The organism is Nocardioides islandensis, assembly GCF_015352455.1.
Classification (GTDB): domain Bacteria; phylum Actinomycetota; class Actinomycetes; order Propionibacteriales; family Nocardioidaceae; genus Nocardioides; species Nocardioides islandensis.
In genome coordinates this window covers 48,038-72,163 of sequence record NZ_JADKPN010000012.1, presented here as the reverse complement: position 1 = coordinate 72,163, position 24,126 = coordinate 48,038, and the positions used below count along the sequence as shown (strand labels likewise).

The 24,126-nt window shown below is 70.9% G+C and carries 25 protein-coding genes; 18 read left to right on the top strand and 7 right to left on the bottom strand.

What is annotated here, in order from left to right; genetic code table 11:
• Window positions 1-3: 3 nt before the first annotated feature.
• Genes ISU07_RS17745 through ISU07_RS17725 form a run of 5 tightly spaced genes read left to right on the top strand, consistent with a single transcriptional unit; the run spans window position 4 to window position 4,382 of the window.
• A complete protein-coding gene (locus ISU07_RS17745) occupies window positions 4-918 on the top strand; it encodes a F0F1 ATP synthase subunit gamma (RefSeq protein ID WP_194708165.1) in 915 nt (304 codons plus the stop codon).
• A gap of 23 nt (window positions 919-941) precedes the next feature.
• Window positions 942-2,399 (top strand): F0F1 ATP synthase subunit beta, encoded by a 1,458-nt coding sequence (atpD, locus tag ISU07_RS17740; protein ID WP_194708164.1) that lies wholly within the window; start codon window positions 942-944, stop codon window positions 2,397-2,399.
• A 3-nt stretch (window positions 2,400-2,402) separates the two neighbouring features.
• Complete coding sequence (locus tag ISU07_RS17735; RefSeq protein WP_194708163.1) at window positions 2,403-2,741, top strand: F0F1 ATP synthase subunit epsilon; 339 nt, start codon at window positions 2,403-2,405, stop codon at window positions 2,739-2,741.
• Window positions 2,742-2,784: 43 nt separating this feature from the next.
• Window positions 2,785-3,225, top strand: coding sequence for a DUF2550 domain-containing protein (locus tag ISU07_RS17730; protein ID WP_194708162.1), 441 nt, complete (start codon window positions 2,785-2,787; stop codon window positions 3,223-3,225).
• Window positions 3,222-4,382 (top strand): MFS transporter, encoded by a 1,161-nt coding sequence (locus ISU07_RS17725; RefSeq protein ID WP_323742688.1) that lies wholly within the window; start codon window positions 3,222-3,224, stop codon window positions 4,380-4,382. The genes ISU07_RS17730 and ISU07_RS17725 overlap by 4 nt, the downstream gene beginning before the upstream one ends.
• Before the next feature lie 48 nt (window positions 4,383-4,430).
• On the opposite strand, the gene ISU07_RS17720 is transcribed toward ISU07_RS17725, so the two are convergent.
• Window positions 4,431-6,227: a proprotein convertase P-domain-containing protein gene (locus ISU07_RS17720; RefSeq protein WP_194708161.1), complete on the bottom strand. Its 1,797-nt coding sequence runs from the start codon at window positions 6,225-6,227 to the stop codon at window positions 4,431-4,433.
• Between the two features lie 188 nt (window positions 6,228-6,415).
• Here ISU07_RS17720 and ISU07_RS17715 point away from each other — a divergent pair, with 188 nt between their 5' ends.
• From ISU07_RS17715 to ISU07_RS17705, 3 genes are all read left to right on the top strand, one after another.
• Window positions 6,416-7,783, top strand: a complete 1,368-nt coding sequence (locus ISU07_RS17715) for an NAD(P)/FAD-dependent oxidoreductase (protein WP_194708160.1) — start codon at window positions 6,416-6,418, stop codon at window positions 7,781-7,783.
• A complete protein-coding gene (locus tag ISU07_RS17710) occupies window positions 7,780-8,610 on the top strand; it encodes a GNAT family N-acetyltransferase (RefSeq protein WP_194708159.1) in 831 nt (276 codons plus the stop codon). The genes ISU07_RS17715 and ISU07_RS17710 overlap by 4 nt, the downstream gene beginning before the upstream one ends.
• Window positions 8,611-8,709: 99 nt before the next feature.
• Window positions 8,710-9,504, top strand: a complete 795-nt coding sequence (locus tag ISU07_RS17705; RefSeq protein WP_194708158.1) for a hypothetical protein — start codon at window positions 8,710-8,712, stop codon at window positions 9,502-9,504.
• Between the two features lie 4 nt (window positions 9,505-9,508).
• Here the strand turns inward: ISU07_RS17705 and ISU07_RS17700 are convergent, their stop codons facing one another.
• Together ISU07_RS17700 and ISU07_RS17695 are read right to left on the bottom strand one after the other, a co-directional pair.
• Window positions 9,509-10,993, bottom strand: a complete 1,485-nt coding sequence (locus ISU07_RS17700; RefSeq protein WP_194708157.1) for a S10 family peptidase — start codon at window positions 10,991-10,993, stop codon at window positions 9,509-9,511.
• A complete protein-coding gene (locus ISU07_RS17695) occupies window positions 10,986-11,615 on the bottom strand; it encodes a cob(I)yrinic acid a,c-diamide adenosyltransferase (RefSeq protein ID WP_194708156.1) in 630 nt (209 codons plus the stop codon). Before ISU07_RS17695 ends, ISU07_RS17700 begins: the two co-directional genes overlap by 8 nt.
• Before the next feature lie 196 nt (window positions 11,616-11,811).
• Between ISU07_RS17695 and ISU07_RS17690 the strand changes: the two genes are divergently transcribed.
• Complete coding sequence (locus ISU07_RS17690; RefSeq protein WP_194708155.1) at window positions 11,812-12,120, top strand: STAS domain-containing protein; 309 nt, start codon at window positions 11,812-11,814, stop codon at window positions 12,118-12,120.
• A gap of 198 nt (window positions 12,121-12,318) precedes the next feature.
• Window positions 12,319-14,316 (top strand): protein meaA, encoded by a 1,998-nt coding sequence (locus ISU07_RS17685; protein WP_194708154.1) that lies wholly within the window; start codon window positions 12,319-12,321, stop codon window positions 14,314-14,316.
• A 361-nt stretch (window positions 14,317-14,677) separates the two neighbouring features.
• Here ISU07_RS17685 and ISU07_RS24155 read toward each other — a convergent pair whose 3' ends face one another.
• Complete coding sequence (locus ISU07_RS24155; RefSeq protein ID WP_228522123.1) at window positions 14,678-15,178, bottom strand: hypothetical protein; 501 nt, start codon at window positions 15,176-15,178, stop codon at window positions 14,678-14,680.
• Between ISU07_RS24155 and ISU07_RS24150 the strand changes: the two genes are divergently transcribed.
• The gene (locus ISU07_RS24150; RefSeq protein ID WP_228522122.1) at window positions 15,170-15,463 is read left to right on the top strand and encodes a hypothetical protein; all 294 of its coding nucleotides are present in this window, start codon (window positions 15,170-15,172) and stop codon (window positions 15,461-15,463) included. The two genes, ISU07_RS24155 and ISU07_RS24150, sit on opposite strands and share 9 nt — an antisense overlap.
• The gene (locus ISU07_RS17675) at window positions 15,445-15,957 is read left to right on the top strand and encodes a cysteine dioxygenase (RefSeq protein WP_194708153.1); all 513 of its coding nucleotides are present in this window, start codon (window positions 15,445-15,447) and stop codon (window positions 15,955-15,957) included. The genes ISU07_RS24150 and ISU07_RS17675 overlap by 19 nt, the downstream gene beginning before the upstream one ends.
• Window positions 15,958-16,041: 84 nt before the next feature.
• Here ISU07_RS17675 and ISU07_RS17670 read toward each other — a convergent pair whose 3' ends face one another.
• Window positions 16,042-16,536, bottom strand: coding sequence for a DUF427 domain-containing protein (locus ISU07_RS17670; RefSeq protein WP_194708152.1), 495 nt, complete (start codon window positions 16,534-16,536; stop codon window positions 16,042-16,044).
• A gap of 27 nt (window positions 16,537-16,563) precedes the next feature.
• On the opposite strand from ISU07_RS17670, the gene ISU07_RS17665 reads away from it, so the two are divergent.
• The 4 genes from ISU07_RS17665 to ISU07_RS17650 all read left to right on the top strand — a co-directional run bounded on the left by ISU07_RS17665 (window position 16,564) and on the right by ISU07_RS17650 (window position 18,918).
• Window positions 16,564-17,142 (top strand): histidine phosphatase family protein, encoded by a 579-nt coding sequence (locus ISU07_RS17665; protein WP_194708151.1) that lies wholly within the window; start codon window positions 16,564-16,566, stop codon window positions 17,140-17,142.
• A gap of 34 nt (window positions 17,143-17,176) precedes the next feature.
• On the top strand, window positions 17,177-17,347 hold the full coding sequence (locus ISU07_RS17660; protein ID WP_194708257.1) for a hypothetical protein: 171 nt from the start codon (window positions 17,177-17,179) through the stop codon (window positions 17,345-17,347).
• Window positions 17,348-17,376: 29 nt separating this feature from the next.
• Window positions 17,377-17,901: a ferritin gene (locus tag ISU07_RS17655; RefSeq protein WP_194708150.1), complete on the top strand. Its 525-nt coding sequence runs from the start codon at window positions 17,377-17,379 to the stop codon at window positions 17,899-17,901.
• A 114-nt stretch (window positions 17,902-18,015) separates the two neighbouring features.
• Window positions 18,016-18,918 carry an FAD-dependent oxidoreductase gene (locus ISU07_RS17650; RefSeq protein ID WP_194708149.1) on the top strand — a complete coding sequence of 301 codons (903 nt, stop codon included), beginning with the start codon at window positions 18,016-18,018 and terminating at the stop codon, window positions 18,916-18,918.
• Window positions 18,919-19,307: 389 nt separating this feature from the next.
• Here ISU07_RS17650 and ISU07_RS17645 read toward each other — a convergent pair whose 3' ends face one another.
• Window positions 19,308-19,823, bottom strand: coding sequence for a DUF952 domain-containing protein (locus tag ISU07_RS17645; protein ID WP_194708148.1), 516 nt, complete (start codon window positions 19,821-19,823; stop codon window positions 19,308-19,310).
• Window positions 19,824-19,833: 10 nt separating this feature from the next.
• The gene (gene nucS / locus ISU07_RS17640; protein ID WP_194708147.1) at window positions 19,834-20,508 is read right to left on the bottom strand and encodes an endonuclease NucS; all 675 of its coding nucleotides are present in this window, start codon (window positions 20,506-20,508) and stop codon (window positions 19,834-19,836) included.
• 136 nt (window positions 20,509-20,644) lie between these two features.
• Between nucS and ISU07_RS17635 the strand changes: the two genes are divergently transcribed.
• Window positions 20,645-22,429 (top strand): 3-hydroxyacyl-CoA dehydrogenase family protein, encoded by a 1,785-nt coding sequence (locus tag ISU07_RS17635; RefSeq protein WP_194708146.1) that lies wholly within the window; start codon window positions 20,645-20,647, stop codon window positions 22,427-22,429.
• A gap of 207 nt (window positions 22,430-22,636) precedes the next feature.
• Window positions 22,637-24,124 carry an MFS transporter gene (locus ISU07_RS17630; RefSeq protein ID WP_194708145.1) on the top strand — a complete coding sequence of 496 codons (1,488 nt, stop codon included), beginning with the start codon at window positions 22,637-22,639 and terminating at the stop codon, window positions 24,122-24,124.
• Window positions 24,125-24,126: the final 2 nt, after the last annotated feature.

The following is a 24,126-nucleotide window of genomic DNA, read 5'->3' as shown; positions in this document are numbered from 1 at the left end:
CCTGTGGCTGTATCGCTGCGTGAGTACCGCGCGCGGATCAAGTCGGTGGAGTCCACCAAGAAGATCACGCGCGCCATGGAGCTCATCGCTGCGTCCCGCATCATCAAGGCGCAGCAGCGGGCCCAGCAGGCCGCGCCGTACGCCCGCGAGCTCACCCGGGCGGTCTCGGCGCTGGTGACCTACTCCAACGTCAAGCACCCGCTGACCACGGAGCCGGAGAACCCGCGCCGGGCCGCCGTGCTGATCGTGACCAGCGACCGCGGTCTCGCGGGCGCCTACTCCTCGAGCGTGCTCAAGGAGGCCGAGCGGCTGGCCGAGCGGCTGCGCTCGGAGGGCAAGGAGGTCGTCACCTTCATCGCCGGCCGCAAGGGCGAGGGCTACTACCGGTTCCGCAGCCGGCCGGTCCGCGAGACCTGGACGGGCTTCTCCGACCAGCCGCGGTACGAGAACGCGCGGGCCATCGGCGAGGCCCTGATCGGCGCGTTCGTGGCCGACACCGACTCCGAGGACGGCGTCGACGAGGTCCACCTCGTCTACACGATGTTCCGGTCGATGCTGGTGCAGGAGCCCCACAGCGTGCGGATGCTGCCGCTCGAGGTCGTCGAGGGCGAGGAGAAGCCGGACGCGGACGAGGTGCTGCCGCTCTACGAGTTCGAGCCGTCGCCGCAGACCGTCCTCGACGAGCTGCTGCCGAAGTACGTCCAGAGCCGCATCTTCTTCGCGCTGCTCCAGGCCTCGGCCTCCGAGCTCGCCGCCCGGCAGAAGGCGATGAAGTCCGCGACGGACAACGCCGAAGAGCTCATCAAGAAGTACACCCAGATCGCCAACCAGGCCCGCCAGGCCGGCATCACCCAGGAGATCTCCGAGATCGTCGGCGGCGTGAACGCGCTGGCCGACGCCAACGCCGCCGCCGAGTGACACCCAGGAATGAGTGAGAAGACATGACTGCCACTGTTGAAGACACCCAGACCCAGTCGGGCCAGGGGAGCACGGGCCGCATCGCCCGGGTCATCGGCCCGGTCGTCGACATCGAGTTCCCGGTCGACTCGATGCCGGAGATGTACAACCTGCTCGAGACCGAGCTGACGATCCTCGACGAGACCAAGACGCTCTCGCTCGAGGTCGCCCAGCACATCGGCGACGGCATGGTCCGCGCGATCTCGCTGCAGCCCACCGACGGCCTGGTCCGCGGGGCGCAGGTCGTCGACACCGGCGGCCCGATCACGGTGCCGGTCGGCGACGCGACCCTCGGCCGCGTCTTCAACACCCTCGGCGAGTGCCTCAACCTCGAGGAGGGCGAGAAGCTCGAGGTCAAGGAGCGCTGGGGCATCCACCGCAAGGCGCCGGCGTTCGACCAGCTCGAGTCGAAGACCGAGATGTTCGAGACCGGCATCAAGGTCATCGACCTGCTCACGCCGTACGTCCAGGGCGGCAAGATCGGCCTGTTCGGCGGCGCGGGCGTGGGCAAGACCGTGCTGATCCAGGAGATGATCGCGCGCGTCGCCCGTGACCACGGTGGTGTGTCGGTGTTCGCCGGCGTCGGCGAGCGCACCCGCGAGGGCAACGACCTCATCGCGGAGATGGAGGAGGCCGGCGTCATCGGGCAGACCGCCCTGGTGTTCGGCCAGATGGACGAGCCGCCGGGCACCCGCCTACGTGTGGCGCTGTCGGCGCTGACGATGGCGGAGTACTTCCGCGACGTGCAGAACCAGGACGTGCTGCTCTTCATCGACAACATCTTCCGGTTCACCCAGGCCGGCTCCGAGGTGTCCACGCTGCTCGGCCGCATGCCGTCCGCGGTGGGCTACCAGCCGAACCTCGCCGACGAGATGGGCACGCTCCAGGAGCGGATCACCTCGACGCGTGGTCACTCGATCACCTCGCTGCAGGCGATCTACGTGCCGGCCGACGACTACACCGACCCGGCACCGGCCACGACGTTCGCGCACCTGGACGCCACGACCGAGCTCTCCCGCGAGATCGCGTCGCTCGGCATCTACCCGGCCGTGGACCCGCTGACCTCGACGTCGCGGATCCTGGACGCCCAGTACATCGGCCAGGACCACTACAACTGCGCGATCCGCATCAAGCAGATCCTCCAGCGCAACAAGGAGCTCCAGGACATCATCGCGATCCTCGGTGTCGACGAGCTCTCCGAGGAGGACAAGATCATCGTGTCGCGGGCGCGCCGCATCCAGCGGTTCCTCTCGCAGAACACCTACGTCGCCAAGCAGTTCACCGGCATCGAGGGCTCGACCGTCCCGGTGTCGGAGACGGTGGAGGCGTTCAACAAGATCGCCGACGGCGACTACGACCACGTGGCGGAGCAGGCGTTCTTCATGTGCGGCGGTCTGGACGACGTCGAGCGTCGGTGGGACGAGATCCAGAAGAGCCTCTGACCGATGCCCAACACGATGCAGGTGTCCCTCGTCGCGGCCGACCGTGAGGTCTGGTCCGGCGAGGCGACCGTGGTCAACGCCCGGACCCTGGCCGGCGAGATCGGGATCATGGCCAACCACCAGCCGATCATGTCGGTGCTGGCCCCGGGCCAGGTGGACGTCCGCACGGTCGACGACGGCCACTGGGTGGCCGCCGTCGACGGCGGGTTCATCTCGGTCGCCAACAACCAGGTACGTCTCCTCTGCGAGTACGCCGAGCTCTCCCACGAGAGTGACTACGAGGAGGCCAAGCGCCTTCTCGACGAGCGCAAGGCCCGCGACGAGAGCAGCGCCCAGGGCTGACCCAGGCTCATGACGGGCCGGTTCGGTCCAGGAAAGGTGGACGATGCCGGTCTGGCAGTGGCTGCTCGACGCCGCCGGAGTCGCGTTCGTCGCCGTCCTGGTCTACGGCATCGCCCTGATCGTGCGCCGTCGCCTGCTGGCCAGGCACGGAGGTACCTTCGAGCTCAGCCACCGCGCCCGGACCGACAAGGTCGGGCGCGGTTGGGTTCTCGGGCTCGGCCGCTACACCGCCGAGACCCTCGAGTGGTTCCGGATCTTCTCGCTCTCGCCCCGTCCCAAGCGGGTCTGGGACCGCCGCGACCTCGAGTACACCGGCCGGCGTGACCCCGGCGGCGTCGAGCAGCTCTCCCTGTACCCCGACCACGTGGTGATCCGCTGCACCAGCCGGGACGGCGAGATCGAGCTGGCCCTCAGCCAGGAGGCGCTGATGGGCTTCCAGGCCTGGCTGGAGGCCGCCCCGCCGAGCGCCCACCAGCACCTGTGAACGCGCGTGCCCGCAACGCCGTCGCGACGGTGTTCGTCCTCAACGGGCTGCTCTTCGCGACGTTGTTCTCGCGCGTGCCGGACATCCGCGAGCACCTGGACCTCAGCAACGGACGCCTCGGGCTCCTGCTCCTGTCCATCTCCATCGGCTCGCTGCTCGGCCTGCCGGCGAGCGGCCGGCTGATCGAGCAGATCGGCGCGACCGGCGTGGTGCGCGGGGGAGCCTTCCTCACGCTGGTCGGCCTGGCGTTGGCGTCCTTCGGGGTGTCCGGGATCGAGAACGTTCCCACCGTGGCCGTCGGGCTGGCCGGCTACGGCTTCGGTACGGCGGTGTGGGACGTCGCCATGAACGTCGAGGGTGCCGAGGTCGAGCGCCGCCTCGGTTACACGGTCATGCCCCGCTTCCACGCGGGCTTCAGCCTTGGGGCCATCGGCGGCGCGGGCATCGGCGCGGGCGCCACCGGGGTCGGCGTACCCCTGCCCGTCCACGTCGTCGTCACCCTCGCCGCGGTCGCGGTGGTCGTCGTCGCGACCGCCGCGTTCCTCCCCGCCGCGCCGCACGACGACGCGGAGGAGCCCGAGACGCCGGGTTGGTCCCCGTGGCTGGAGCCGCGCACGGTCGCGATCGGTGCGATGGTGCTGGCCTTCACGCTGGCCGAGGGCGCCGCCGGCGACTGGCTGGCCCTGGCGCTGGTCGACGGGTACGACGCGCGGCACTTCGTCGGGGTCGCCGGGTTCGGGCTGTTCGTGACCGCGATGACCACCGGCCGCCTCGTCGGCCCGGTGCTGCTGGACCGGTTCGGGCGGGTGCCGGTGCTGCTGGCGTCGGCCGGCGCGGCGTTCGTCGGTCTGCTGCTCGTGATCACCAGCGGTCAGCCGGCGCTGGCCGCCGTCGGCATCGCGATCTGGGGCCTCGGCGCCGCTCTCGGCTTCCCGGTCGGCATGAGCGCCGCGGCCGACGACCCGAGGCGCGCCGCCCGCCGCGTCTCGGTCGTCTCCACGGTCGGGTACGGCGCGTTCCTCACCGGCCCGCCGCTGCTGGGCTTCGTCGGCAACCACGTCGGCACCCTGGACTCGCTGTACGTCGTGATGGGCGCGATGGTGCCCGCCGCCCTCCTCGTCACCGCGGTGCGGAGACCGCGACGGGGCGCGACCTGACGGTCGCGCCCCGTCGTGGGGAGTGGTGCTCCAGGGGGTGGTACGGGGTCAGGGCTTGTACGTCCCTCCGGCCGACGCCTTGCCCAGGTTGCCGGCCGCGTCGCGGATCTGGCCCTTGACGACCAGGCGCACCTGCTTGTGCGCCTTCAGCAGCTTCTTCGCGGCCTTCTTGCTGATCTTGACCCGGACCTTCGCGGTGCCGGCCTTCGAGGTGACGATGGTGCGCTTGCCGATGACGCGGGGCAGCTTCAGCTTCTTGGCCACCTTGCCCGGCAGCTTCACGGTCAGCACGAGCTTGCCGGCCTCGGTCCAGCCGGCCGCCGACAGCAGGCCCTTGGTGGTCACCGTCTTCAGCTTGTCCTTGCCGAGCACCAGGACCAGGCCCGGCGCGGTGGTGTCGTTGCCGGACGTGCCCGGGCCGGAGCCGGCCGGCACGGTGGTCGCGATGTTGAGCACGTTGTTGAGCGGCACGGCGTCCGTGCCGCCGCTGGTGAGCAGGACCGAGACGTTCTTGACGCCGTCGGTGACCGCCTTCAGCAGGTAGACCACGACCGCCTGGGCACCCGGCAGCAGGGTGCCGAGCACGCAGGTCAGGCCCGCGCACGACCCGAGCGTGCTGGTCACCGACACCAGGTCGAGGCCGTTGGGGAGCGCGAGGTTGAGCGTGCTGAGGTCCAGCGGCGCCAGCCGGTTGTTGGTCACCGACACGGCGTACGCGACGGTGCTGCCGAGCGGCAGGGTCGTCGGGAGCTGGGTCAGCGAGGTGACCACGCCGTCCAGGCCGCAGGTGGAGCCGGTGAGGTCCAAGCCCCAGTCGTTCAGGGTGATCGGCAGCCCGCCGAGGTTGGTGACGTTCAGCGTCCACACCCCGGCCAGGCCCTCACCGGTCAGCGCACCGAGCGGCTCCTGCGGACCGGACAGCGGAATCCGGCCGGCGAGCGAGGTGAGCAGCGAGGTGATGGGGCCGAGGCCCAGGCCACCCAGGTCGGAGAAGGTGGTGCCGCCCAGCAGGCTGTTGAGGCCGCCGTTGCCGTTGGTCAGCGTGATCACCGTGCCGGCGGGGGAGGTCAGCGTGGCCAGGACGGATCCGGCCTGGCCGGCCACGTCGAGGTTCGCGACGACGTCCTGCAGGGCCCCGGGACCGCTGACGGGCGCCGCGTAGGTGAAGGACTGCTGCGACCCGGGTGCCACCGTGCCACCGCCGATGGGGCCACTGCTGACCGTCCGGACGTTGGGTCCGTCGGCGCCGCGCGTGGCGTACTCGATGGCCCAGCCGGTGATGGTGCCGGAGTTCCCGATGAGCCGGTCGCCCACGGTGAGCACCCAGTTGCCCTGGACGTCGTGCCCACGCAGCGAGGACAGCGCGGTCTCGGGGGCGAGCAGCGGCTGCACCACGTTGTTGGCGAAGACGGCCTCGGTGACCGAGCCGGGGGTCGCGATCGACTCGCCCGCGTCGTCGTCCCACCACGTGCCGTTGAAGACGTTGTCGCTGGCCCCGCCGAAGCCGTCGGTCAGCGTCACCACGTCGCCCTGGGGCGAGGTCAGGGTCATCAGCAGGTCGCCGGGGTTGGTGTGCAGGACGTCCGTCCGCACCCGAAGCCAGGAGAGGCTGCCGCCGGCCGGCACGTTGATGACGCTGGTCGCCTTGTTCAGCAGCAGCACCACGTTGTTGTCCGGGATCGGGACGTCGGTGAGGTTCTGGGACGTCACCGGCAGGTTTGTCACGCAGCCGAGCGAGGGCACGGACGGGATCGCGGTGGCGGGTGCGGGTGCCAGCAGCGGCGCGCCGGCGACCACGAGGGCGGCGGTGAGCACGGGCGCGACACGGCGGAGGTACTGGGACATGGGGGGCCTGTCCTTCGGGGGATGGCAGGCACGCCGAGTGTGCCCGTCGGTTGTTCGGAGGTTGACATCCCGTTGACAGGTTTGTGGGCGAATCGAGGAAAACGCAACCGTTCGGACAACGGCGGACCAGACCTCGCCGCTCCGCGGACCCGGTGGTACGCCGTCGTACCCGGCCAATACGGTGAGGTGTGCATCCCTCGCTCGCCGGTGCCGAGCCGACCTCGGCGTGGCTGGACACTCCCGCCCGGCCCGAGGCCCGGCCAGCACTGTCCGCGGACTCCACGGCGGACCTGGTGGTCGTCGGCGGCGGGTACTCCGGGCTCTGGACCGCCGTGCTGGCCAAGGAGCGCGACCCTGGCCGCGAGGTCGTCCTCCTCGAGGGGCAGCGCATTGGCTGGGCGGCGTCCGGCCGCAACGGCGGCTTCTGCTCGGCGTCGCTGACCCACGGCAGGGACAACGGCGAGCAGCGCTTCCCGCGCGAGATCGACACCCTCGAGCGGATGGGACTGCAGAACCTCGCGGAGATCGAGTCGTCGGTCGGCAGGTACGGCATCGACTGCGCGTGGGAGCTCACCGGTTCGCTGTCGGTGGCCACCGAGCCGCACCAGGTCGCGTGGCTGCGCGACGCCGACGAGGGCACCTACCTGGACCGGGACGCCGTCCGTGCCGAGGTCGCGTCCCCGACGTACCTCGCCGGGCTCTGGACCCGTGACGACAACGCGCTCGTGGACCCGGCCCGGCTGGCGTGGGGGCTGGCCGACGCCGCCGAGCGGCTCGGCGTGCGCATCCACGAGCACACCGAGGTGACCGCACTCGAGAAGGACGGCGTGGGGATGCGGGTCCGGACCGCCGGCGGCGCCAGCGTCCGCACCGCGCGCGTGGCCCTTGGCACCAACGCCTTCCCCGCGCTGGTGAAGCGGGTGCGCTGGCACACCGTACCCGTCTACGACTACGCGCTGATGACCGAGCCGCTGTCGGCCGAGCAGCTCGACTCCATCGGCTGGCGGCACCGGCAGGGCATCGACGACTGCGGCAACCAGTTCCACTACTACCGGCTGACCGCGGACAACCGGATCCTCTGGGGCGGGTACGACGCGATCTACCACTTCGCCCGGAAGATCGACGACCACCTCGACCAGCGCCCGAAGACCTTCGACCTGCTCGCGCGCCAGTTCTTCGAGACGTTCCCGCAGCTGGAGGGGCTCAGGTTCAGCCACCAGTGGGGCGGCGCCATCGACACGTGCACGCGCTTCTTCGCGTTCTTCGGCACGGCGTACGCCGGCCGCGCGGCGTACGCCCTCGGCTACACCGGCCTCGGCGTCGGCGCCACGCGCTTCGGCGCCAACGTGATGCTCGACCTGCTCGACGGTCGCCAGACCGAGCGCACGTCGCTGGAGATGGTGCGCAGCAAGCCTCTGCCGTTCCCGCCCGAGCCCTTCGCCTACGCCGGCGTCCAGCTCACCCGGTGGTCGCTGGCCGCCGCCGACCGTCACGGCGGCAGGCGCAACCTCTGGCTCCGGACCCTGGACCGCGCCGGCCTGGGCTTCGACTCGTGATCAGGAGGGATGTCTCGATCAGCCTCGAGGCCACCTCCCCCGAGGAGGCGCGCGCCGCGATCGATGCGCACCAGCTCTCGCTGGACTGGAGTGGCGACTCGTTCATGGCTCACCTCTGGCTGGACGCCACCCATCGCACGATCTGCGTCGACGGCGAACCCGTGGGCGTCGCCGGCTGGACCGCCGACGAGTCGCCGTACCTCAGCCTGCTCACCCTGGACCGGCGCGCCATCGCGCTGGACCGGCAGGTCATGGAGGTGGTGCTCGACGAGAGTGGTGCGCGCACGGCGTACCTCGCGTCCTGGGACGCCCACCACGTCACCACCTTTGGCGCCTATGCGACCGGTGTCGGGTCGCAGGCCTACCAGTTCCGCCTGCCCGATCCGGGCGACCTGCGCGAGCCGGTCCCCGGGCTGGAGATCACGCTGGCCACGCACGCCGACCTCGACTACCTCCATTCGACGGGCTGGCAGTCGGACTTCGCGTCGTACGTCGAGAAGAGCGCGATGAGCATCGCCCGGCTCGAGGGCCGCGAGGTGGGCATCGCCGTCCACGAGCGGCACGCCCTGGACAGCGGGGTCGTGGACATCGGGATGTACGTCGACCCCGTGCTGCGCCGCCACGGCGTCGGTTCCTCGATCCTGTCCCTGACTGCCCGGGCGGTGCGCGACGCGGGCCTCACCCCGGTCGCGGGGTGCTGGTGGAAGAACTGGTCCTCGCGCGCCACGCTCGAGGCCGCGGGGCTGGTGTGCGCGGGCACGATCCTGCGCTTCGACCTCGACCCCGACGTGTTCGTGCGGGCTTCCTCCGACGGCGGCGACCCCTGACGACCCCGGGGTGGTGAAGTCCAACCGAACGGATGAGGCGTCACACCCCCCGAGCCGCGACCCTGGGGCGCGACCAGGGCAGCGTCGAACGGGGGGACCATGGCACGGGGGAGCGGCAGCCTGCTGGCGGCGATCATGCTGGTGGCACTGAGCGGGTGCGGTACGGAGTCCAGCAGCACGGCTGCCGAGCAGCCGGCGGCGGAGAGCTCGTCGCCGACGGAGGCGGCAACGGGCGCGTCGTCCGAGGCGCCGTCCGAGGCACCGAGTGCGACCGGCATCCTGGTCTCGGTGGCCGACGTCGACGTGCCCCCGGACCTGCCGTCCCTCGTGGACACCAGCACCGAGGCCCAGCAGACGTTCCTGCTCTGGATGGACTACGAGGCCGAGGGGAGCAGCCAGGGGGCCGATCGGGACCTCCCCGCGGGGTACGGGGTCTGCGTGTGGAAGTCGCAGGGGTTCACCGCCGACGTGGCGGAGGGCCGGCTGGCCTCCGAGATGGGCTACGTCGGGTCAGGCCCGCAGGCCGTCGTCCGGTCCGCCCTGGCGGCCCTGTGCCCCGAGTACGACCTCGGCTACCGGACCGACCTGGACAAGCACGTGGACGTCTACCGCACCAACCTGTCCGCCCTCATGACGATCACCCCGGAGCCCCAGTTCGACCAGTACGGCCGGATGCTCACGGCGGTGTGCAACGGGATGAAGGACCGCACCATCGCCGGGCTGCCGATCCTCGCGCACATCCGCGACCGGATCGCCTCGGGCGAGCTGACCCTCGTCGCGCCCCCGATCGAGGAGCACTACCTGCGCGTGCTCATCCACCAAGCCGTGATCGTCCACTGCTCGGGGCTCATCTACGCACTTCCGCCCGAGGTCATGAACGAGCCCCGCAGCTGATCGGTCAGGTGTGGGCGGTGACGAACGCCGTGATGCCCTCGGCCTCGCGGATGCGGGACTCCTCGTGGATGTACGGCATGTGGCCGGTCGGGAAGTACGCGTGCTCGATGCGGTCGAAGGCCTCGGCGGGGATGCGGAGGTGGGCGACCATGTCCTCGGCCGCGTGGTACGGCGTGGCGAGGTCGTAGTAGCCGTACTCGATGCGCACCCGCAGGTGCGGGTTGACCCGCATCAGCCGCTCCAGCTTGTCGGCGACGTTGATCGGCTTGCCCTCGAACTCCTTGAACGACCACTGCTTGATGGCGTTGGCGAAGACCTCGTAGGGGAGGTCCTGGTTCGACCCGAGCTCGCCGCGCAGGTAGTGGTGGATGGCGGCGGTGAACGGCGCGTCGATGGCGTCGATGGACGGGTCGGCGTCCATGTTCTCGGCGATGCGGGAGTAGAGCGGGCCGGTGAAGCGCCCGTCGATCCGGCCGACGGTCAGTCCGCGGTCGCGCAGCAGCTCGGTGCACCAGCGCCAGTGCTCGATGCGCAGCTCGGAGCGGTCGACGTACTCCTCGCTGACGCCGGCCAGCCGGGCCAGCGTCGAGACGATCTCGGCCCGCTCCTCGGCCGGCAGCCGGTGTCCGCGGGCGAGTGCGAGCCGGTAGGGCCCCGCCGCGAACTCCTCGGCCTCGGCGCGGACCTCCTCGAGCGTCCGTCCCTCGTGCAGCCCGTGGTAGTGGGCGATGGCGGCGTACGTCGGGAGGAAGTTGAGGCAGGCCTCGTCGGCGCGGAGGTACTGGAAGTCCTGGCTGCCGAAGTCGACGACGCTGGACACCAGCACCAGCCCGTTGAGACCCATCGCGTGCACCCGTGCGAGTCGCTCGGCGACCGCGACGGCGCGGGTGGTGCCGTAGGACTCGCCGATGACGTACTTCGGCGACATCCACCGGTCCTCGCGCGTGCACCACAGCCGGATCAGCTCGGTGACCTGCTCGACGTCCTTGCCGAAGCCGTGGTACTCGCCCGCCTTGCCGCCCGCGACGGCCCGGCTGTGCCCGGTGGACATCGGGTCGATGAAGACCAGGTCGCTGACCGCCAGCAGGGTCTCGGGGTTGTCGACCAGCTGGTACGGCGGTGGGTTGCGGTCCTCGACGTCCCCGACGTCGACCCGGCGTGGTCCGAGCAGGCCCATGTGCAGCCAGACCGAGGCCGAGCCCGGGCCGCCGTTGAACACGAACGAGATCGGCCGCTCGGTGACGTCCCCCACCTTGTCCGCGTCGAGCGTGTAGGCCGTAATAGAAAGCTCCGCGCGGGCCTTCCAGCCGGTGAACTTGTCCTTCTTCACCTCCTCCTCGCGCAGCACGATGCGGCCCGTGCGCGCGGTGTAGGTGATCTCGCCGCTGGTCGTCCGCAGCGTGTGGTGGGTGACGACGAGGTCGTCGACGGGCTCGGGGCGCTTGTCGTGGTGATGACCGTGGCGGTCGTGGTGCTGGTCGTCAGTCACTCCCGAGCTCCTCTCCAGCCTGCTGGTCGTCTCGTTGGTCGTCTCGTTGGCCGCCGGGCACCCACAACACGTCGCCCTGCTCCCGGTTGACGTACCTGGCCAGGATGAACAGGAGGTCCGAGAGCCGGTTCAGGTAGGTGATGGCCAGCGGGTTCATCGACGCGCCGTGCTCGTCGTACGCCGCCCACGCAGCGCGCTCGGCGCGGCGTACGACGGTGCGCGCGACGTGCAGCTGCGCCGCCGCGGGCGTGCCGCCGTTGAGGATGAACGAGCGCAGGTTCGGGAGGTGCTCGTTGTACTCGTCGCACCAGCCCTCGAGCCGGTCGACGTACTCCTGCTCGATCCGCAGCGGCGGGAACTCGGGGTTCTCCACGACCGGGGTGCACAGGTCGGCGCCCACGTCGAAGAGGTCGTTCTGCACGTGTATCAGGACCGCGCGGACCGACTCCTCCAGGTCGTGCGCCCCTCCGACCGCCAGAGCCACCCCGACCTGCGCGTTGGCCTCGTCGACGTCGGCGTAGGCATGCAGGCGGGTGTCGTTCTTCGACGTGACGCTCATGTCGCCGAGCCGGGTCTGGCCGCCGTCACCCGTGCGTGTGTAGATGCGGGTCAGGTTCACCATGGCCGCTCCATGCTGTCGGACTCTAGTGGGGAGCTCCGCGGTGAGAATTCGCGGCGGAAAAGGAGCAACCGTTTTGACGTGTCGCGCGTCATAGTGGGTGTACGGACCCGCGCGCGCGGATCCGTGCTGGGAGGCGCCACGGGGGAGCCTCCCGCCAACACCGGACATCTCGGGTTCCGGAGAGCGGGGTAGGCAGATGGAGATCGTCACCGACGGACCTACGTTGGTCCTCAGCGGGGACTTCGACGCGCGCAGCACGTGGGAGGTCCGCAACGCCTTGCGCGAGCGGCTCCACGGCACCGAACTGGACGTCGTCGTCGACCTCACGGCCGTCACGTCGATGGACGTCACCGCCACCCGCGTCCTGGCCTACGCCAGCCGCGAGGCCTCCCTCTCCGGCAACCACGTCACGCTCCGCGGCTGCGGCCCGGCCGTCCGCCGGATGCTGCACCTCTCCCGCCTGATGCGCTTCGTCGACGTCGAGCGCGCCGCCGCCTCCGCCTGACCCGCACCGCTGGTCGAGGAGGGACGAAGTCCCGTCACGAGACCCGGTGACCGGACCGCGGATCTCTCACCGGGTCTCGTGACGGTTGCTAGCGCAACCTCCTCGACCAACGGGTGCGCTGTGACCGGTTCCTCACGGTCGGATACCCCACACGCGGAGCCGGTTACCCCGCGGTAGCCGCGGTCCTACCGTGGGCACATGCCCGAGAAGGACAGGCGCAAGGATCGGCCCTGGGTGATGCGCACGTACGCCGGCCACTCGACGGCCGCGGCGTCCAACGCGCTCTACCGCACCAACCTGGCCAAGGGGCAGACCGGCCTCTCCGTCGCCTTCGACCTGCCGACCCAGACGGGGTACGACCCCGACTCGCCGCTCGCGCGCGGCGAGGTCGGCAAGGTCGGCGTACCGGTCCCGCACCTCGGCGAGATGCGCAAGCTCTTCGACGGCATCCCGCTGTCGGAGATGAACACCTCGATGACCATCAACGCCACCGCGATGTGGCTGCTGGCGCTCTACCAGGTGGTGGCCGAGGAGCAGGGCGCCGTCGCCGCCGACCTCGCCGGGACGACGCAGAACGACATCATCAAGGAGTACCTGTCGCGCGGGACGTACGTCTTCCCGCCCGAGCACTCGCTGCGGCTGATCGGCGACGTGATCGCCTACACCGTCCACGAGATGCCGACGTGGAACCCGATCAACATCTGCAGCTACCACCTGCAGGAGGCCGGCGCGACGCCGCAGCAGGAGCTGGCGTACGCCCTGTGCACCGCGATCGCCGTGCTCGACACCGTGCGGGCGTCCGGGCAGGTCTCGGAGGAGGACTTCGGCACGGTCGTCGGCCGCATCTCGTTCTTCGTCAACGCCGGCGTACGCTTCGTGGAGGAGATGTGCAAGATGCGCGCGTTCGTGCAGCTGTGGGACGAGCTGACCGAGCAGCGGTACGGCGTCACCGACCCGAAGATGCGCCGCTTCCGGTACGGCGTGCAGGTCAACTCCCTCGGTCTCACCGAGGCCCAGCCCGAGAACAACGTCCAGCGGATCGTCCTGGAGATGCTCGGCGTCACCCTGAGCAAGAACGCGCGGGCCCGGGCCGTCCAGCTGCCCGCGTGGAACGAAGCGCTCGGCCTGCCCCGGCCGTGGGACCAGCAGTGGTCGCTGCGGCTCCAGCAGGTGCTGGCGTTCGAGTCGGACCTCCTCGAGTACGACGACATCTTCGACGGCTCGCCCGTGGTGGCGGCCAAGGTCGCCGAGCTGGTCTCCGGCGCCCGGGAGGAGATGGACCGCGTGCAGGCGCTGGGCGGGGCGATCGCGGCGGTCGAGTCCGGGTACATGAAGGAACAGCTCGTGGCCTCGCACGCCGCGCGCCGGGCCCGCATCGAGTCCGGTGCCGAGAAGGTCGTGGGCGTGAACGTCTTCGAGACCACCGAGCCCTCCCCGCTGACCGCGGACCTCGACGCCGCCATCCAGGCCCCCGACCCCGAGGCCGAGGCGGCCGCGATGGAGTCCGTGCGGGCGTGGAAGGCCGAGCGTGACGAGGACGCCGTCAGGTCCGCTCTCGAGCGGCTGGCCGCCGACGCCAAGACCGACACCAACCTGATGGCCGCGACCCTGGCCGCCGCCCGTGCGGGCGCGACGACGGGGGAATGGGCCGGGACGCTGCGCGAGGTGTTCGGCGAGTTCCGCGCGCCGACGGGCGTCACGGGTGCGGTGGGTGTCGCCGAGGCCGGCGAGGAGCTGGCGTCGGTGCGCGAGCGGGTGCGCCGTACCGGCGACGAGCTCGGCGGCCGGCTGCGCCTGCTCGTCGGCAAGCCCGGCCTCGACGGGCACTCGAACGGCGCCGAGCAGGTGGCGGTGCGGGCTCGGGACGCCGGGTTCGAGGTGGTGTACCAGGGCATCCGGCTGACGCCGGAGGAGATCGTGGCCGCGGCCGTTGCCGAGGACGTGCACTGCGTGGGCCTGTCGATCCTGTCCGGCTCGCACATGGAGCTGGTGCCGTCGGTCCTCGACGGCCTGCGCGCTGCCGGCCTGGACGACGTCCCGGTGGTGGTCGGCGGGATCATCCCGTCCGCCGATGCCCGGGCGCTGCTGGACCTCGGCGTGGCCGCCGTCTACACGCCCAAGGACTTCGGGCTGACCGCGATCATGGGCGGCATCGTCGACGTCATCCGGAGGGCCCACGGGCTGCCGGTCGCGTGATGGGCAGGGATACCCGCTCGAGCGGGTATCCCTGACGTTCGGCGTCGTTGCTGCGACGCCAAAGCGGCAGGAACGACGCCAAACCCTGGACGGTTCCGCCGGCGTGTCGAACTACGGTACAACGTCTATTGACTTACTGTAGTAAGACATCCGGAGGGAGTCCGATGTCCGCCACCCCGTTCGACCCGGCCTGGCCGGTCGCCGCGGTCGACCTGCACCAGCACCTCTGGCCCGAGGCGCTGGTCGAGCGGCTGCGCGCGCGGTCGCGGTTCCCGTACCTGCGCGGGTGGACGCTCTACACCCAGGGCGAGGCGCCGTACGAGATCGAGGCCGGCCACCACGACGTACCGGACCGCCTGCGTCAGAACGCCCACGACGGCATCGGGCTCGCGTGCCTGTCCCTGTCCGCGCCGCTGGGTATCGAGTCGCTGCGCGGGCCCTCGGCCGCTGCGCTGCTGGACGCCTGGCACGAGGGGGTGGCGGCGCTGCCCGAGGGCTTCGGGGCGTGGGCGTCGGTGTCGTCGGTCGAGCCCGACCTGGAGGGGCTGGCCTCCTTGCTCGATGGGGGGTTCGTCGGGGTCCAGGTGCCCGCCACCGACGTTCGCACGCCGGCGGGCTGGGCGCGCCTGGCGCCGGTGCTCGCCGTCGCCGAGGCGGCCGGCCGGCCGGTGCTGGTGCATCCGGGACCGGAGGCGCCGGACCCGCGGGCGGACGCGCTGCCCGCGTGGTGGCCGGCCGTCGTCGGGTACGCCGCCCAGCTCCAGGCGGCGTGGTGGGCCTGGCAAGCCGGTGACGTCCGGTCCTCCCATCCGTCCCTGCGCGTGGTGTTCGCCGCCGGCGCGGGCTGGCCCCGGTGCACCACGAACGGCACGTCGCCCGTGGCGGCACCACCGGGGCGGTCGACCCACTGCTGCACGTCGACACCTCGTCGTACGGGCCCCAGGGCCTGGACGCGCTGGTGCGCGTGCTCGGGATCGACGCCCTCGTGCTCGGCAGCGACCGGCCGTACGCCGCGCCTGTCGCTGCCGAGCACGGGCACTGGGGCGAGGCAGCGACGCGCGCCGTGCGCGTCACCAACCCACGGCGGGCTCTCGGGCTGCCCGTCACCGAGCCCGAAGGAGTGCGCTCATGGCCACGAGCCAGCTGACCGCCGTCACCCTGGACACCCTGCCCGGACGCGACCTGACGCCCGACGAGCTGCGCGACCTGGTGGTGTCGCTGGCCGCCGATCCGGACCGATGGGCGCACCACGTCGGCTTCGACGACGACGAGCGTGTCTACGCCTCGTTGCACCGTGACACCCACGTCGACGTGTGGCTGCTGTGCTGGACCCCGGTCAACGACACCGGCTGGCACGACCACGACATCTCCTCGGGCGCCGTCGCCGTCGTCGCCGGGGAGCTGGTCGAGAACAACCTGCGCGTGGGCTCCGAGTGCCGAGAGGTGCGCGTCGGTGCGGGCGAGGCGTTCTCCTTCGGCGCCGACCACATCCACCGGCTCAACGGTGCCGAGAAGGGCACCGTCTCGGTCCACGCCTACAGCCCGCCGCTGTGGCGGATGGGGCAGTACGCCGTCGACGACGACGGCGTCCTGCGCCGGGTGTCGGTGTCGTACGCCGACGAGCTGCGGCCGATCGGGTAGGGGGCGGGATACCCGCTCGGGCGGGTATCCCGGACGTTTGGCGTCGTTGCAACGACGCCAAAGAGACAGCAGCGACGCCGAACCTCACCAGCCGCGGGTGTCCGGGCCGCCCTTGAACGGGCCGACGACGCGGTCGGTGATCCAGCCGCCGTAGAAGCCGCCCTCCTGCGGGCGGACGACCTCGCCGTCGACGCGGCACTCGTCGACGAGGCCGGGCATCACTGCGACGTGGCCGACCAGCGCCTCGAACCCGGCGATCGGGTCGGGGTAGGTCCAGGCCGCACGGGCGGTGGTCCGCGTCGGGGTGACGAGGTCGAAGTACGACGCCCGGCCCTTCCACTCGCAGTACGTGTGGCCGGGCGTCGGGCGGAGCACGCCGTCGGAGAAGGCGTCGGCGGGCAGGTAGTACGTCGGCGGGTGGCTGGTCTCCAGGACGCGCAGGCTCGCCGTCGTACGCGCCACCACCTCCCCGCCCAGCACGACCTCGACGACCTCGTCGCTCGGCTCGACCCGCGGCGGACGCGGGTAGTCCCAGACGGACTCCTGGCCGGGGGCGGTGGGGAGGGGTGTGGGCCGCATGCCCGCGACGCTACCTAGGGTGTGCGCATGACCGACCTGCAGTGCCCGGCCCGGGTGTTCCTCGCGCGGCACGGCCAGACGGAGTACGAGAGCCCGGTCATGGTCAGCCAGGGCGGCTCCCTCACCACGGTCGGCCGGGCGCAGGCGCGCGAGCTCGGCGAGAAGCTGCGAGGAGAGCGGATCGCGCACGTCTACTGCAGCTCGATCTCGCGAGCCGTGCAGACCGCCGAGCTGGCGGCCGGCGTGCTCGGCGTCGAGGTGACGGTGCGGGAGGGTCTCGGGGAGTTCGCGGTGGGGGACGCGCACGGGCTGCCGGCCGGCCAGGGCATCTTCGTCGAGGAGATGGAGCAGTGGGTCGCCGGCGACGTCGACGTGAAGTACCCGGGCAGCGAGAGTGCTCGCGAGGTCGCCGCGCGCGTCGTACCCGTGCTCGACGCCATCGCCGACCAGCACCGGGGCGAGACGGTCCTCGTGGTCAGCCACGGCGGCGCGATCGTGGCGACCCAGGCGGTCCTCGACTACGTCCCCGGCCGGACATGGGACTTCCCGAACTGCGGGTACGTCGAGCTCGAGGGCGACTCGTCCGGGTGGACAGTCTTAGGTTAGGCAACCCTTAGCATGGCCTGCTAGGGTCCGGCGCGTGGCGAAGAAGGGCAAGAAGGGCAAGAAGGCCTGCCTGCCGAAGAAGAAGTGCTGCGTGTCCAAGGACAAGTGCCGGCGCTGCCCTCTCCTCGCACTCAAGCGCGGCACCCTGCCGACCGGCTATACGGTCAAGAAGCGCAAGCTCGTCAAGCTGCCCGACGCGGCCTGACCCGAAGACACATCAGCCCTGGAGGCACCATGGCGGCCGACGCCTTCGTCAAGCAGCTCAACTCCCAGATCGGGAACGAGCTGGCCGCGCACAACCAGTACCTCGCGTGCGCGGTCTACTACGACGCGTTGACCATGCCCCAGATGGCCGCCTTCTTCTACGGCCAGGCGCTCGAGGAGCGCGACCACGCGATGATGATGGTGCAGTACCTCATCGACACCGACGCCGAGGTCGTCATCCCCGGCGTCGACGCGCCGGTGGCGGCGTTCGCGGACGTCGTCGAGCCGGTCACCCTCGCGCTCGCCCAGGAGAAGCGGGTCACCGAGCAGATCAACGGCCTGCTGCGCATCGCGCGGGACGAGTCGGACTTCGCCTCCGAGCAGTTCATGCAGTGGTTCATCAAGGAGCAGGTCGAGGAGGTCGCGACCATGAGCGACCTGCTCGCCGTGGTGACACGCAACCGCGACGACATCGAGGACATCGAGGAGTACGTCGCGCGCGAGCAGGGCGGCGGCGAGGCCGACCCGACGGCCCCGCGGATCGCCGGGGCCTGACGGCCCGAGGGACCAACCGCCGCCCCAGGAGCCCGGCTCAGACTGGAGCGGCGGAAGGCCTGTCCCGTCCGTGCAACGAGGAGTGGCACCGGCGGGTTACGGCAGACTGCTCGCATGGCGCGGGTGACGGTCGTCGGAGCCGGCGTGGTCGGCCTGACGTGCGCCGTCCGGCTGCTCGAGAACGGCCACCGGGTCGACGTACTGGCGCGGGACCTGCCGCTGGAGACGACGTCCGCGGTGGCCGCGGCCATCTGGTACCCGTACCGCGCCTTTCCGTTCGACCGGGTGCTCGCCTGGTCCACGCGCAGCTACGAGGTGTTCGACGGGCTCGCCTCGGTTCCCGAGGCGGGCATCGTGATGCGGCCGGGTGTCGAGCTGTTCGGCTCCGCCCAGGACGAGCCGTGGTGGCGGCCGGCGGTGCCGCGACTGGAGCACGTGCCTGCGCCGGAGGGGTACGCCGACGCGTGGACGTTCGTCGCGCCGGTGGTCGAGATGGGGGTCTACCTGCAGTGGCTGGCCGGGCGGGTCCTCTCGCTCGGCGGCACGATCACCCGGCTGAACCTGTCGTCGCTGCCTGTCGGGCCCGACGTGGTCGTGAACTGCGCAGGCATCGGGTCGCGACTGCTGGCGTCGGACCTGACGGTCGAGCCGGTGCGCGGCCAGGTGGTGTACGTCTCGCAGGTCGGCCTGGAGGAGTGGCTGCTCGACTCGTCGTCGTCGCTGACCTACGTCGTGCCCCGGTCCGCGGACATCGTGCTGGGAGGTACGGACGAGGAGGGCGACTGGAGCCGGACCCCGTCCTCGGAGACCGCGGCCGCGATCCTGGAGCGAGCCCGTGCTCTGGTGCCGGCGCTGTCCGGCGCCCGGGTGCTCAAGCACCGGGTCGGCCTGCGGCCCGCGCGACCGTCGGTACGGGTCGAGCGGATCGGGTCGGTCATCCACTGCTACGGGCACGGGGGAGCCGGGGTCACGTTGTCGTGGGGTACGGCGGACGAGGTCGTGTCGTTGTTGGAGTGAGCGATCGCATGGTGGTCGAGCCGTGAGGCCGGCCACGGCCTCGCGTGTCGAGACCGCCGCTGTTCGGTCACCGGGTCTCGACACGGGCTCGCTGGCGCTCGCCCGGCTCGACCACCATGTGTCGTTGGTGGTCGAGCCGTGAGGCCGGCCACGGCCGAGCGTGTCGAGACCGCCGCTGTTCGGTCGCCGGGTCTCGACTCGGGCTCGCTGGCGCTCGCCCGGCTCGACCAGCATGTGTCGTTGGTGGTCGAGCCGTGAGGCCGGCCACGGCCGAGCGTGTCGAGACCGCCGCTGTCCGGTCGCCGGGTCTCGACACGGGCTCGCTGGCGCTCGCCCGGCTCGACCAGCATGGGTCGCCGCTGGCGCTCGCCCGGCTCGACCAGCATGGGTCACCGCCGCCGGCGCAGCACCAGGCCGATCAGCCCCAGCCCGATGAGCAGCCCGACCACGCCGCCGACGAACTCACCCCAGGCCGACGGCGTACGGCCGCCGATGGCTGCCCCGAGGCCGGCGAGCATCATCGCTGCGATCGCCAGGCCGGCGCGCACGCCCATCTCCTGCACGAAGACCGAGGTGAACGACCCGGTGCTCCCGCGCCGGTCGAGCGGCTGCGCGCGCACCACCGCGGAGGTGTTGATGGGGCCGTAGACGTGCGGGTAGGTGTCGTCGCCGACGGCGTCCTCCTGCCAGCGGGACGTCAGCTCGTCGGTGTCGACGGTCAGCAGCACGAGCGGCTCGGCGGCGTCGGCGTAGTAGCGCTCCCACACCGGACGTACCTGCTCGCGACGGGCGGCGTGGATGAAGCCCTCCTGGTCGAGGGTCACCCCGCGGGTGGACGTGGTGTACGCCCCGGTCCGTCTCGCCTCGGCCCAGTCGGCCGCGGTGGCGATGTGGAAGATCTGCACGGGCCGGCGGCTAGAAGAGCCGGTCCTCGGTCGAGTCGAGGCCGCGGAGGGCGTCGTAGTCGACGACGGCGCAGGCGATGCCACGGTCGGTGGCCAGGACCCGGGCCTGGGGCTTGATCTCCTGGGCGGCGAAGATGCCCCGTACCGGGGCCAGCAGCGGGTCGCGGTTGAGCAGCTCGAGGTACCTCGTGAGCTGCTCGACGCCGTCGATCTCGCCGCGCCGCTTGATCTCGACGGCGACCGAGGCGCCGGAGGCGTCGCGGCACATCAGGTCGACGGGACCGATGGCGGTCGGGTACTCGCGCCGTACCAGGGTCAGACCGTCCGCGAGGGTCGCGGGGTGCTCGGCGAGCAGCTCCTGGAGGTGCTTCTCGACGCCGTCCTTCTGGAGGCCGGGGTCGATGCCGAGCTCGTGGGAGGAGTCGTGCAGCACCTCCTCGATGAGGATGCGCAGGGTGTCCTCGGTCCTGGACATGACGACCCACTCGACGGCACCGTCGTCCGTCACGCCCTCGCGGAGCGTGCACGGCGGGGACATCCAGTTGAGCGGCTTGTAGGAGCCGCCGTCGGAGTGCACGAGCACCGACCCGTCGGCCTTGATCATCAGCACCCGGGTCGCCATCGGCAGGTGGGCGGTGAGCCGGCCGGCGTAGTCGACCTGGCACCGAGCAACCACGAGCCTCACGAGGCAGCAACCTACCGGGGTGGTCTCGAGGCTCGTCGCCGGCGCTCCTCGCACCTCGACCACCGATGAACGCGTGACCCTTTCCACACGCCTGCGGCCTCGGCGTACGTCCCGCGCCGGTGGGAGGATGCGCCCCATGACGAGCCGCGAGTTCGACCGGATCGGTGTCATCGGCCTGGGCACCATGGGGGCCGGCATCGCCGAGGTCTTCGCCCGCAACGGGTACGCCGTGACGGGTGTCGAGATCAACGACGAGGCCCTGGAGCGCGGCCGCCAGCACCTGGAGCACTCCACCGGCCGAGCGGTGGCCCGCGGCAAGCTGACCGAGGCCGAGCAGGCCGAGCTGCTCGGGCGTATCACGTTCACCACCGAGATGAAGGACCTCGCCGACGCCGACTTCGTGGTCGAGGCGGTCGTGGAGTCCCTGGACATCAAGAAGTCGGTCTTCCGCACGCTCGACGACATCGTCGACGCCGACGCGATCCTGGCCACCAACACCTCGTCGCTCTCGGTCACCGAGATCTCGGCCGCCAGCGGTCACCCCGGCCGCGTCGTCGGCGTGCACTTCTTCAACCCCGCGCCCGTGCAGAACCTCGTCGAGGTGATCCGCACCGTCGTCACCGAGCCCGACGTGCTGGCCGACGTGCAGGCGCTGTTGGCCGAGCTGGGCAAGAGCCCGGTCGTCTGCGGCGACCGCGCGGGCTTCATCGCGAACACCCTGCTCTTCGGGTACCTCAACCACGCGGTCGCGATGTACGAGAGCCACTACGCGACCCGCGAGGACCTCGATGCCGCGATGCGCTACGGCTGCGGGTACCCGATGGGCCCGCTCGCGCTGCTCGACCTGATCGGTCTCGACACGGCGTACGAGATCCTCGACACGATGTACAAGCAGGGCCGCGACCGCCTGCACGCGCCGGCGCCGATCCTCAAGCAGATGGTGACCGCCGGGCTGCTCGGCCGGAAGTCGGGGCGTGGCTTCTACACCTACGAGGCCCCCGACAGCTCCAAGGTCGTGCCGGACCACCTCACGCCGTCCGCCGACGACGAGCCCCGGCTGCGCCGCGACATCAGCCGCGTCGGCGTCGTCGGCACCGGCACGATGGCGTCCGGCATCGTCGAGGTCTTCGCCAAGGCCGGGTACGACGTGGTGTACGTCGGCCGGTCCGACGCCAAGGTCGAGGGAGTGCACGCCACCATCGAGCGCTCGCTCGACAAGGCGATCCAGCGCGGCAAGCTCGAGGAGTCCGCGCGCGGCGAGGTGCTCGGCCGGCTGACCGGCTCGACCTCGCTGGAGGACCTCGCCGACTGCGACATCGTGGTCGAGGCGATCGCCGAGGACCTGCGCGTGAAGACCACGCTCTTCGAGAACCTCGACGAGATCTGCAAGCCCGGGGCGATCCTGGCGACCACCACGTCGTCGCTGCCGATCATCTCGGCTGCGATGGCCACCAAGCGGCCGCAGGACGTCATCGGGATGCACTTCTTCAACCCGGCCCCGGTGATGCAGCTGGTCGAGGTCGTCTCGACCGTGGCGACCGCCGACGACGTCGCGGAGACCGTGCGTGCGCTGTGCACCAAGGTCGGCAAGGTCCCGGTGTCGTGCGGCGACCGCGCCGGGTTCATCGTGAACGCGCTGCTCTTCCCGTACCTCAACGACGCCGTGAAGATGCTCGAGGCGCACTACGCGACGGCCGACGAGGTCGACACGGCCATGAAGCTGGGCTGCGCGCTGCCGATGGGTCCGTTCGAGCTGCTCGACGTGGTCGGCAACGACGTCTCGCTGGCGATCCAGCGCGAGCTGTACCTCGAGTTCCGCGAGCCCGGGTTCGCACCGGCGCCGCTGCTCGAGCACCTGGTGACGGCGGGGTACCTCGGACGGAAGACGCAGCGCGGGTTCCGCGACTACACGCACCGCTGAGGGGTCGGCGGGGGTCTCGTGACGGGACTTCGTCCCTCCTTCGACCAGCGACGGACTTCCTCCCTCCACGACCGTTGGGACCCGACTCACCCCCAGGTGTGCATCCATCGGGGTGGTGTGGGATGGCCCCGCGCAGAACTACCGTCCGGAAGGTTGCCCGGGCAGCAGTCGTCACACCCCGAGGGTCCGGGCGGAGAGGCGAGACCGATGTCCGTCGAGACCGGACGCATCACCACTGACATCCCGGCCCGGATGGACCGCCTGCCGTGGGTCCGCTGGCACTGGATGATCGTCATCGGGCTGGGGGCCGTCTGGATCCTCGACGGCCTCGAGGTCACCATCGTCGGCTCGATGTCCGACGCCCTCAAGCCGGGCGACACCGGCCTGGGGCTGAGCAGCTCCGACATCGGGATGGCGGGAGCGGTGTACGTCGCCGGCGCCTGCCTCGGCGCACTGTTCTTCGGTCAGCTCACCGACCGGTTCGGCCGGAAGAAGCTGTTCCTCATCACCCTGGCGGTCTACACCGTCGCGACCGTGCTGACGGCGTTCTCGATGAGCCCGCTGTGGTACTTCGGCGCCCGGTTCCTCACCGGTGCGGGCATCGGCGGCGAGTACGCCGCCATCAACTCCGCGATCGACGAGCTGATCCCCGCCAAGTACCGCGGCCGGGTCGACGTCGCGATCAACGGCTCGTTCTGGGTCGGCGCCACCGCGGGCTCGCTGCTGACGATCCCGCTGCTCGACCCCAACATCATCGACGAGGCCTGGGGCTGGCGACTCGCCTTCGGGCTCGGCGCCATCCTGGCCGTCGGCATCCTGTTCGTGCGCCGGCACGTGCCGGAGAGCCCGCGCTGGCTCTTCATCCACGGCCGCGAGGACGAGGCCGAGAAGATCGTCCGCGACATCGAGGACACGGTCCAGGACGAGTCGGGCAAGCAGCTCGGGTCGGTGTCGGACACCATCACCATCCGGCAGCGCAAGACGATCAGCCTGGCGCTCATCGCCAAGACGGTCTTCACGATGTACCCGAAGCGGACGATCCTCTGCTTCTCGCTCTTCGTCGGTCAGGCGTTCCTCTACAACGCCTTCTTCTTCACCTACGGCGACAGCCTGAGCACGTTCCTCGACGTGAAGCAGACGGGCTACTACATCGCGGTCTTCGCCATCAGCAACTTCCTCGGGGCCCTGCTGCTGAGCCAGCTGTTCGACACCGTCGGGCGGGTGCCGATGATCGCCGGCACCTACATCCTGTCCGGTGTGCTGCTCGCCGGCACCGGCTTCTTCCTCGGCAGCGTCACGGCCGTCACGCTGACGCTGATGGGCTGCATCATCTTCTTCTTCGCCTCGGCCGGCGCCAGCGCGGCGTACCTCACCGCGAGCGAGGTCTTCCCGATGGAGACGCGGGCCCTGTGCATCGCGTTCTTCTACGCGATCGGCACCGCGGTCGGCGGCATCACCGGCCCGCTGTACTTCGGCAAGCTCATCGACAGCGCCGACGACATCACCGGGATCGCCCCGGGCTACTTCATCGGCGCCGCGCTGATGGTCGCCGGCGGCATCGTCGCCGCGTTCCTCGGCGTCAAGGCCGAGGGCCGGTCGCTGGAGTCGCTCGCCCAGCCGCTGACGGCGGAGGACGCCGACGAGCCGGGCCCGACCACCGAGGACCACCCCACCACGACAGGAGGACGACGATGACC

Coding starts and splice junctions, on each gene's coding strand:
- ISU07_RS17735 (WP_194708163.1), top strand. CDS start 2,403: ATGCCCAACACGATGCAGGTGTCCCTCGTCGCGGCCGACCGTGAGGTC.
- ISU07_RS17630 (WP_194708145.1), top strand. CDS start 22,637: ATGTCCGTCGAGACCGGACGCATCACCACTGACATCCCGGCCCGGATG.
- ISU07_RS17665 (WP_194708151.1), top strand. CDS start 16,564: ATGACCGACCTGCAGTGCCCGGCCCGGGTGTTCCTCGCGCGGCACGGC.
- ISU07_RS17730 (WP_194708162.1), top strand. CDS start 2,785: ATGCCGGTCTGGCAGTGGCTGCTCGACGCCGCCGGAGTCGCGTTCGTC.
- ISU07_RS17705 (WP_194708158.1), top strand. CDS start 8,710: ATGGCACGGGGGAGCGGCAGCCTGCTGGCGGCGATCATGCTGGTGGCA.
- ISU07_RS17670 (WP_194708152.1), bottom strand. CDS start 16,536: ATGCGGCCCACACCCCTCCCCACCGCCCCCGGCCAGGAGTCCGTCTGG.
- ISU07_RS17655 (WP_194708150.1), top strand. CDS start 17,377: ATGGCGGCCGACGCCTTCGTCAAGCAGCTCAACTCCCAGATCGGGAAC.
- atpD (WP_194708164.1), top strand. CDS start 942: ATGACTGCCACTGTTGAAGACACCCAGACCCAGTCGGGCCAGGGGAGC.
- ISU07_RS17720 (WP_194708161.1), bottom strand. CDS start 6,227: ATGTCCCAGTACCTCCGCCGTGTCGCGCCCGTGCTCACCGCCGCCCTC.
- ISU07_RS17675 (WP_194708153.1), top strand. CDS start 15,445: ATGGCCACGAGCCAGCTGACCGCCGTCACCCTGGACACCCTGCCCGGA.
- ISU07_RS17690 (WP_194708155.1), top strand. CDS start 11,812: ATGGAGATCGTCACCGACGGACCTACGTTGGTCCTCAGCGGGGACTTC.
- ISU07_RS17635 (WP_194708146.1), top strand. CDS start 20,645: ATGACGAGCCGCGAGTTCGACCGGATCGGTGTCATCGGCCTGGGCACC.
- ISU07_RS17650 (WP_194708149.1), top strand. CDS start 18,016: ATGGCGCGGGTGACGGTCGTCGGAGCCGGCGTGGTCGGCCTGACGTGC.
- ISU07_RS17695 (WP_194708156.1), bottom strand. CDS start 11,615: ATGGTGAACCTGACCCGCATCTACACACGCACGGGTGACGGCGGCCAG.
- ISU07_RS17685 (WP_194708154.1), top strand. CDS start 12,319: ATGCCCGAGAAGGACAGGCGCAAGGATCGGCCCTGGGTGATGCGCACG.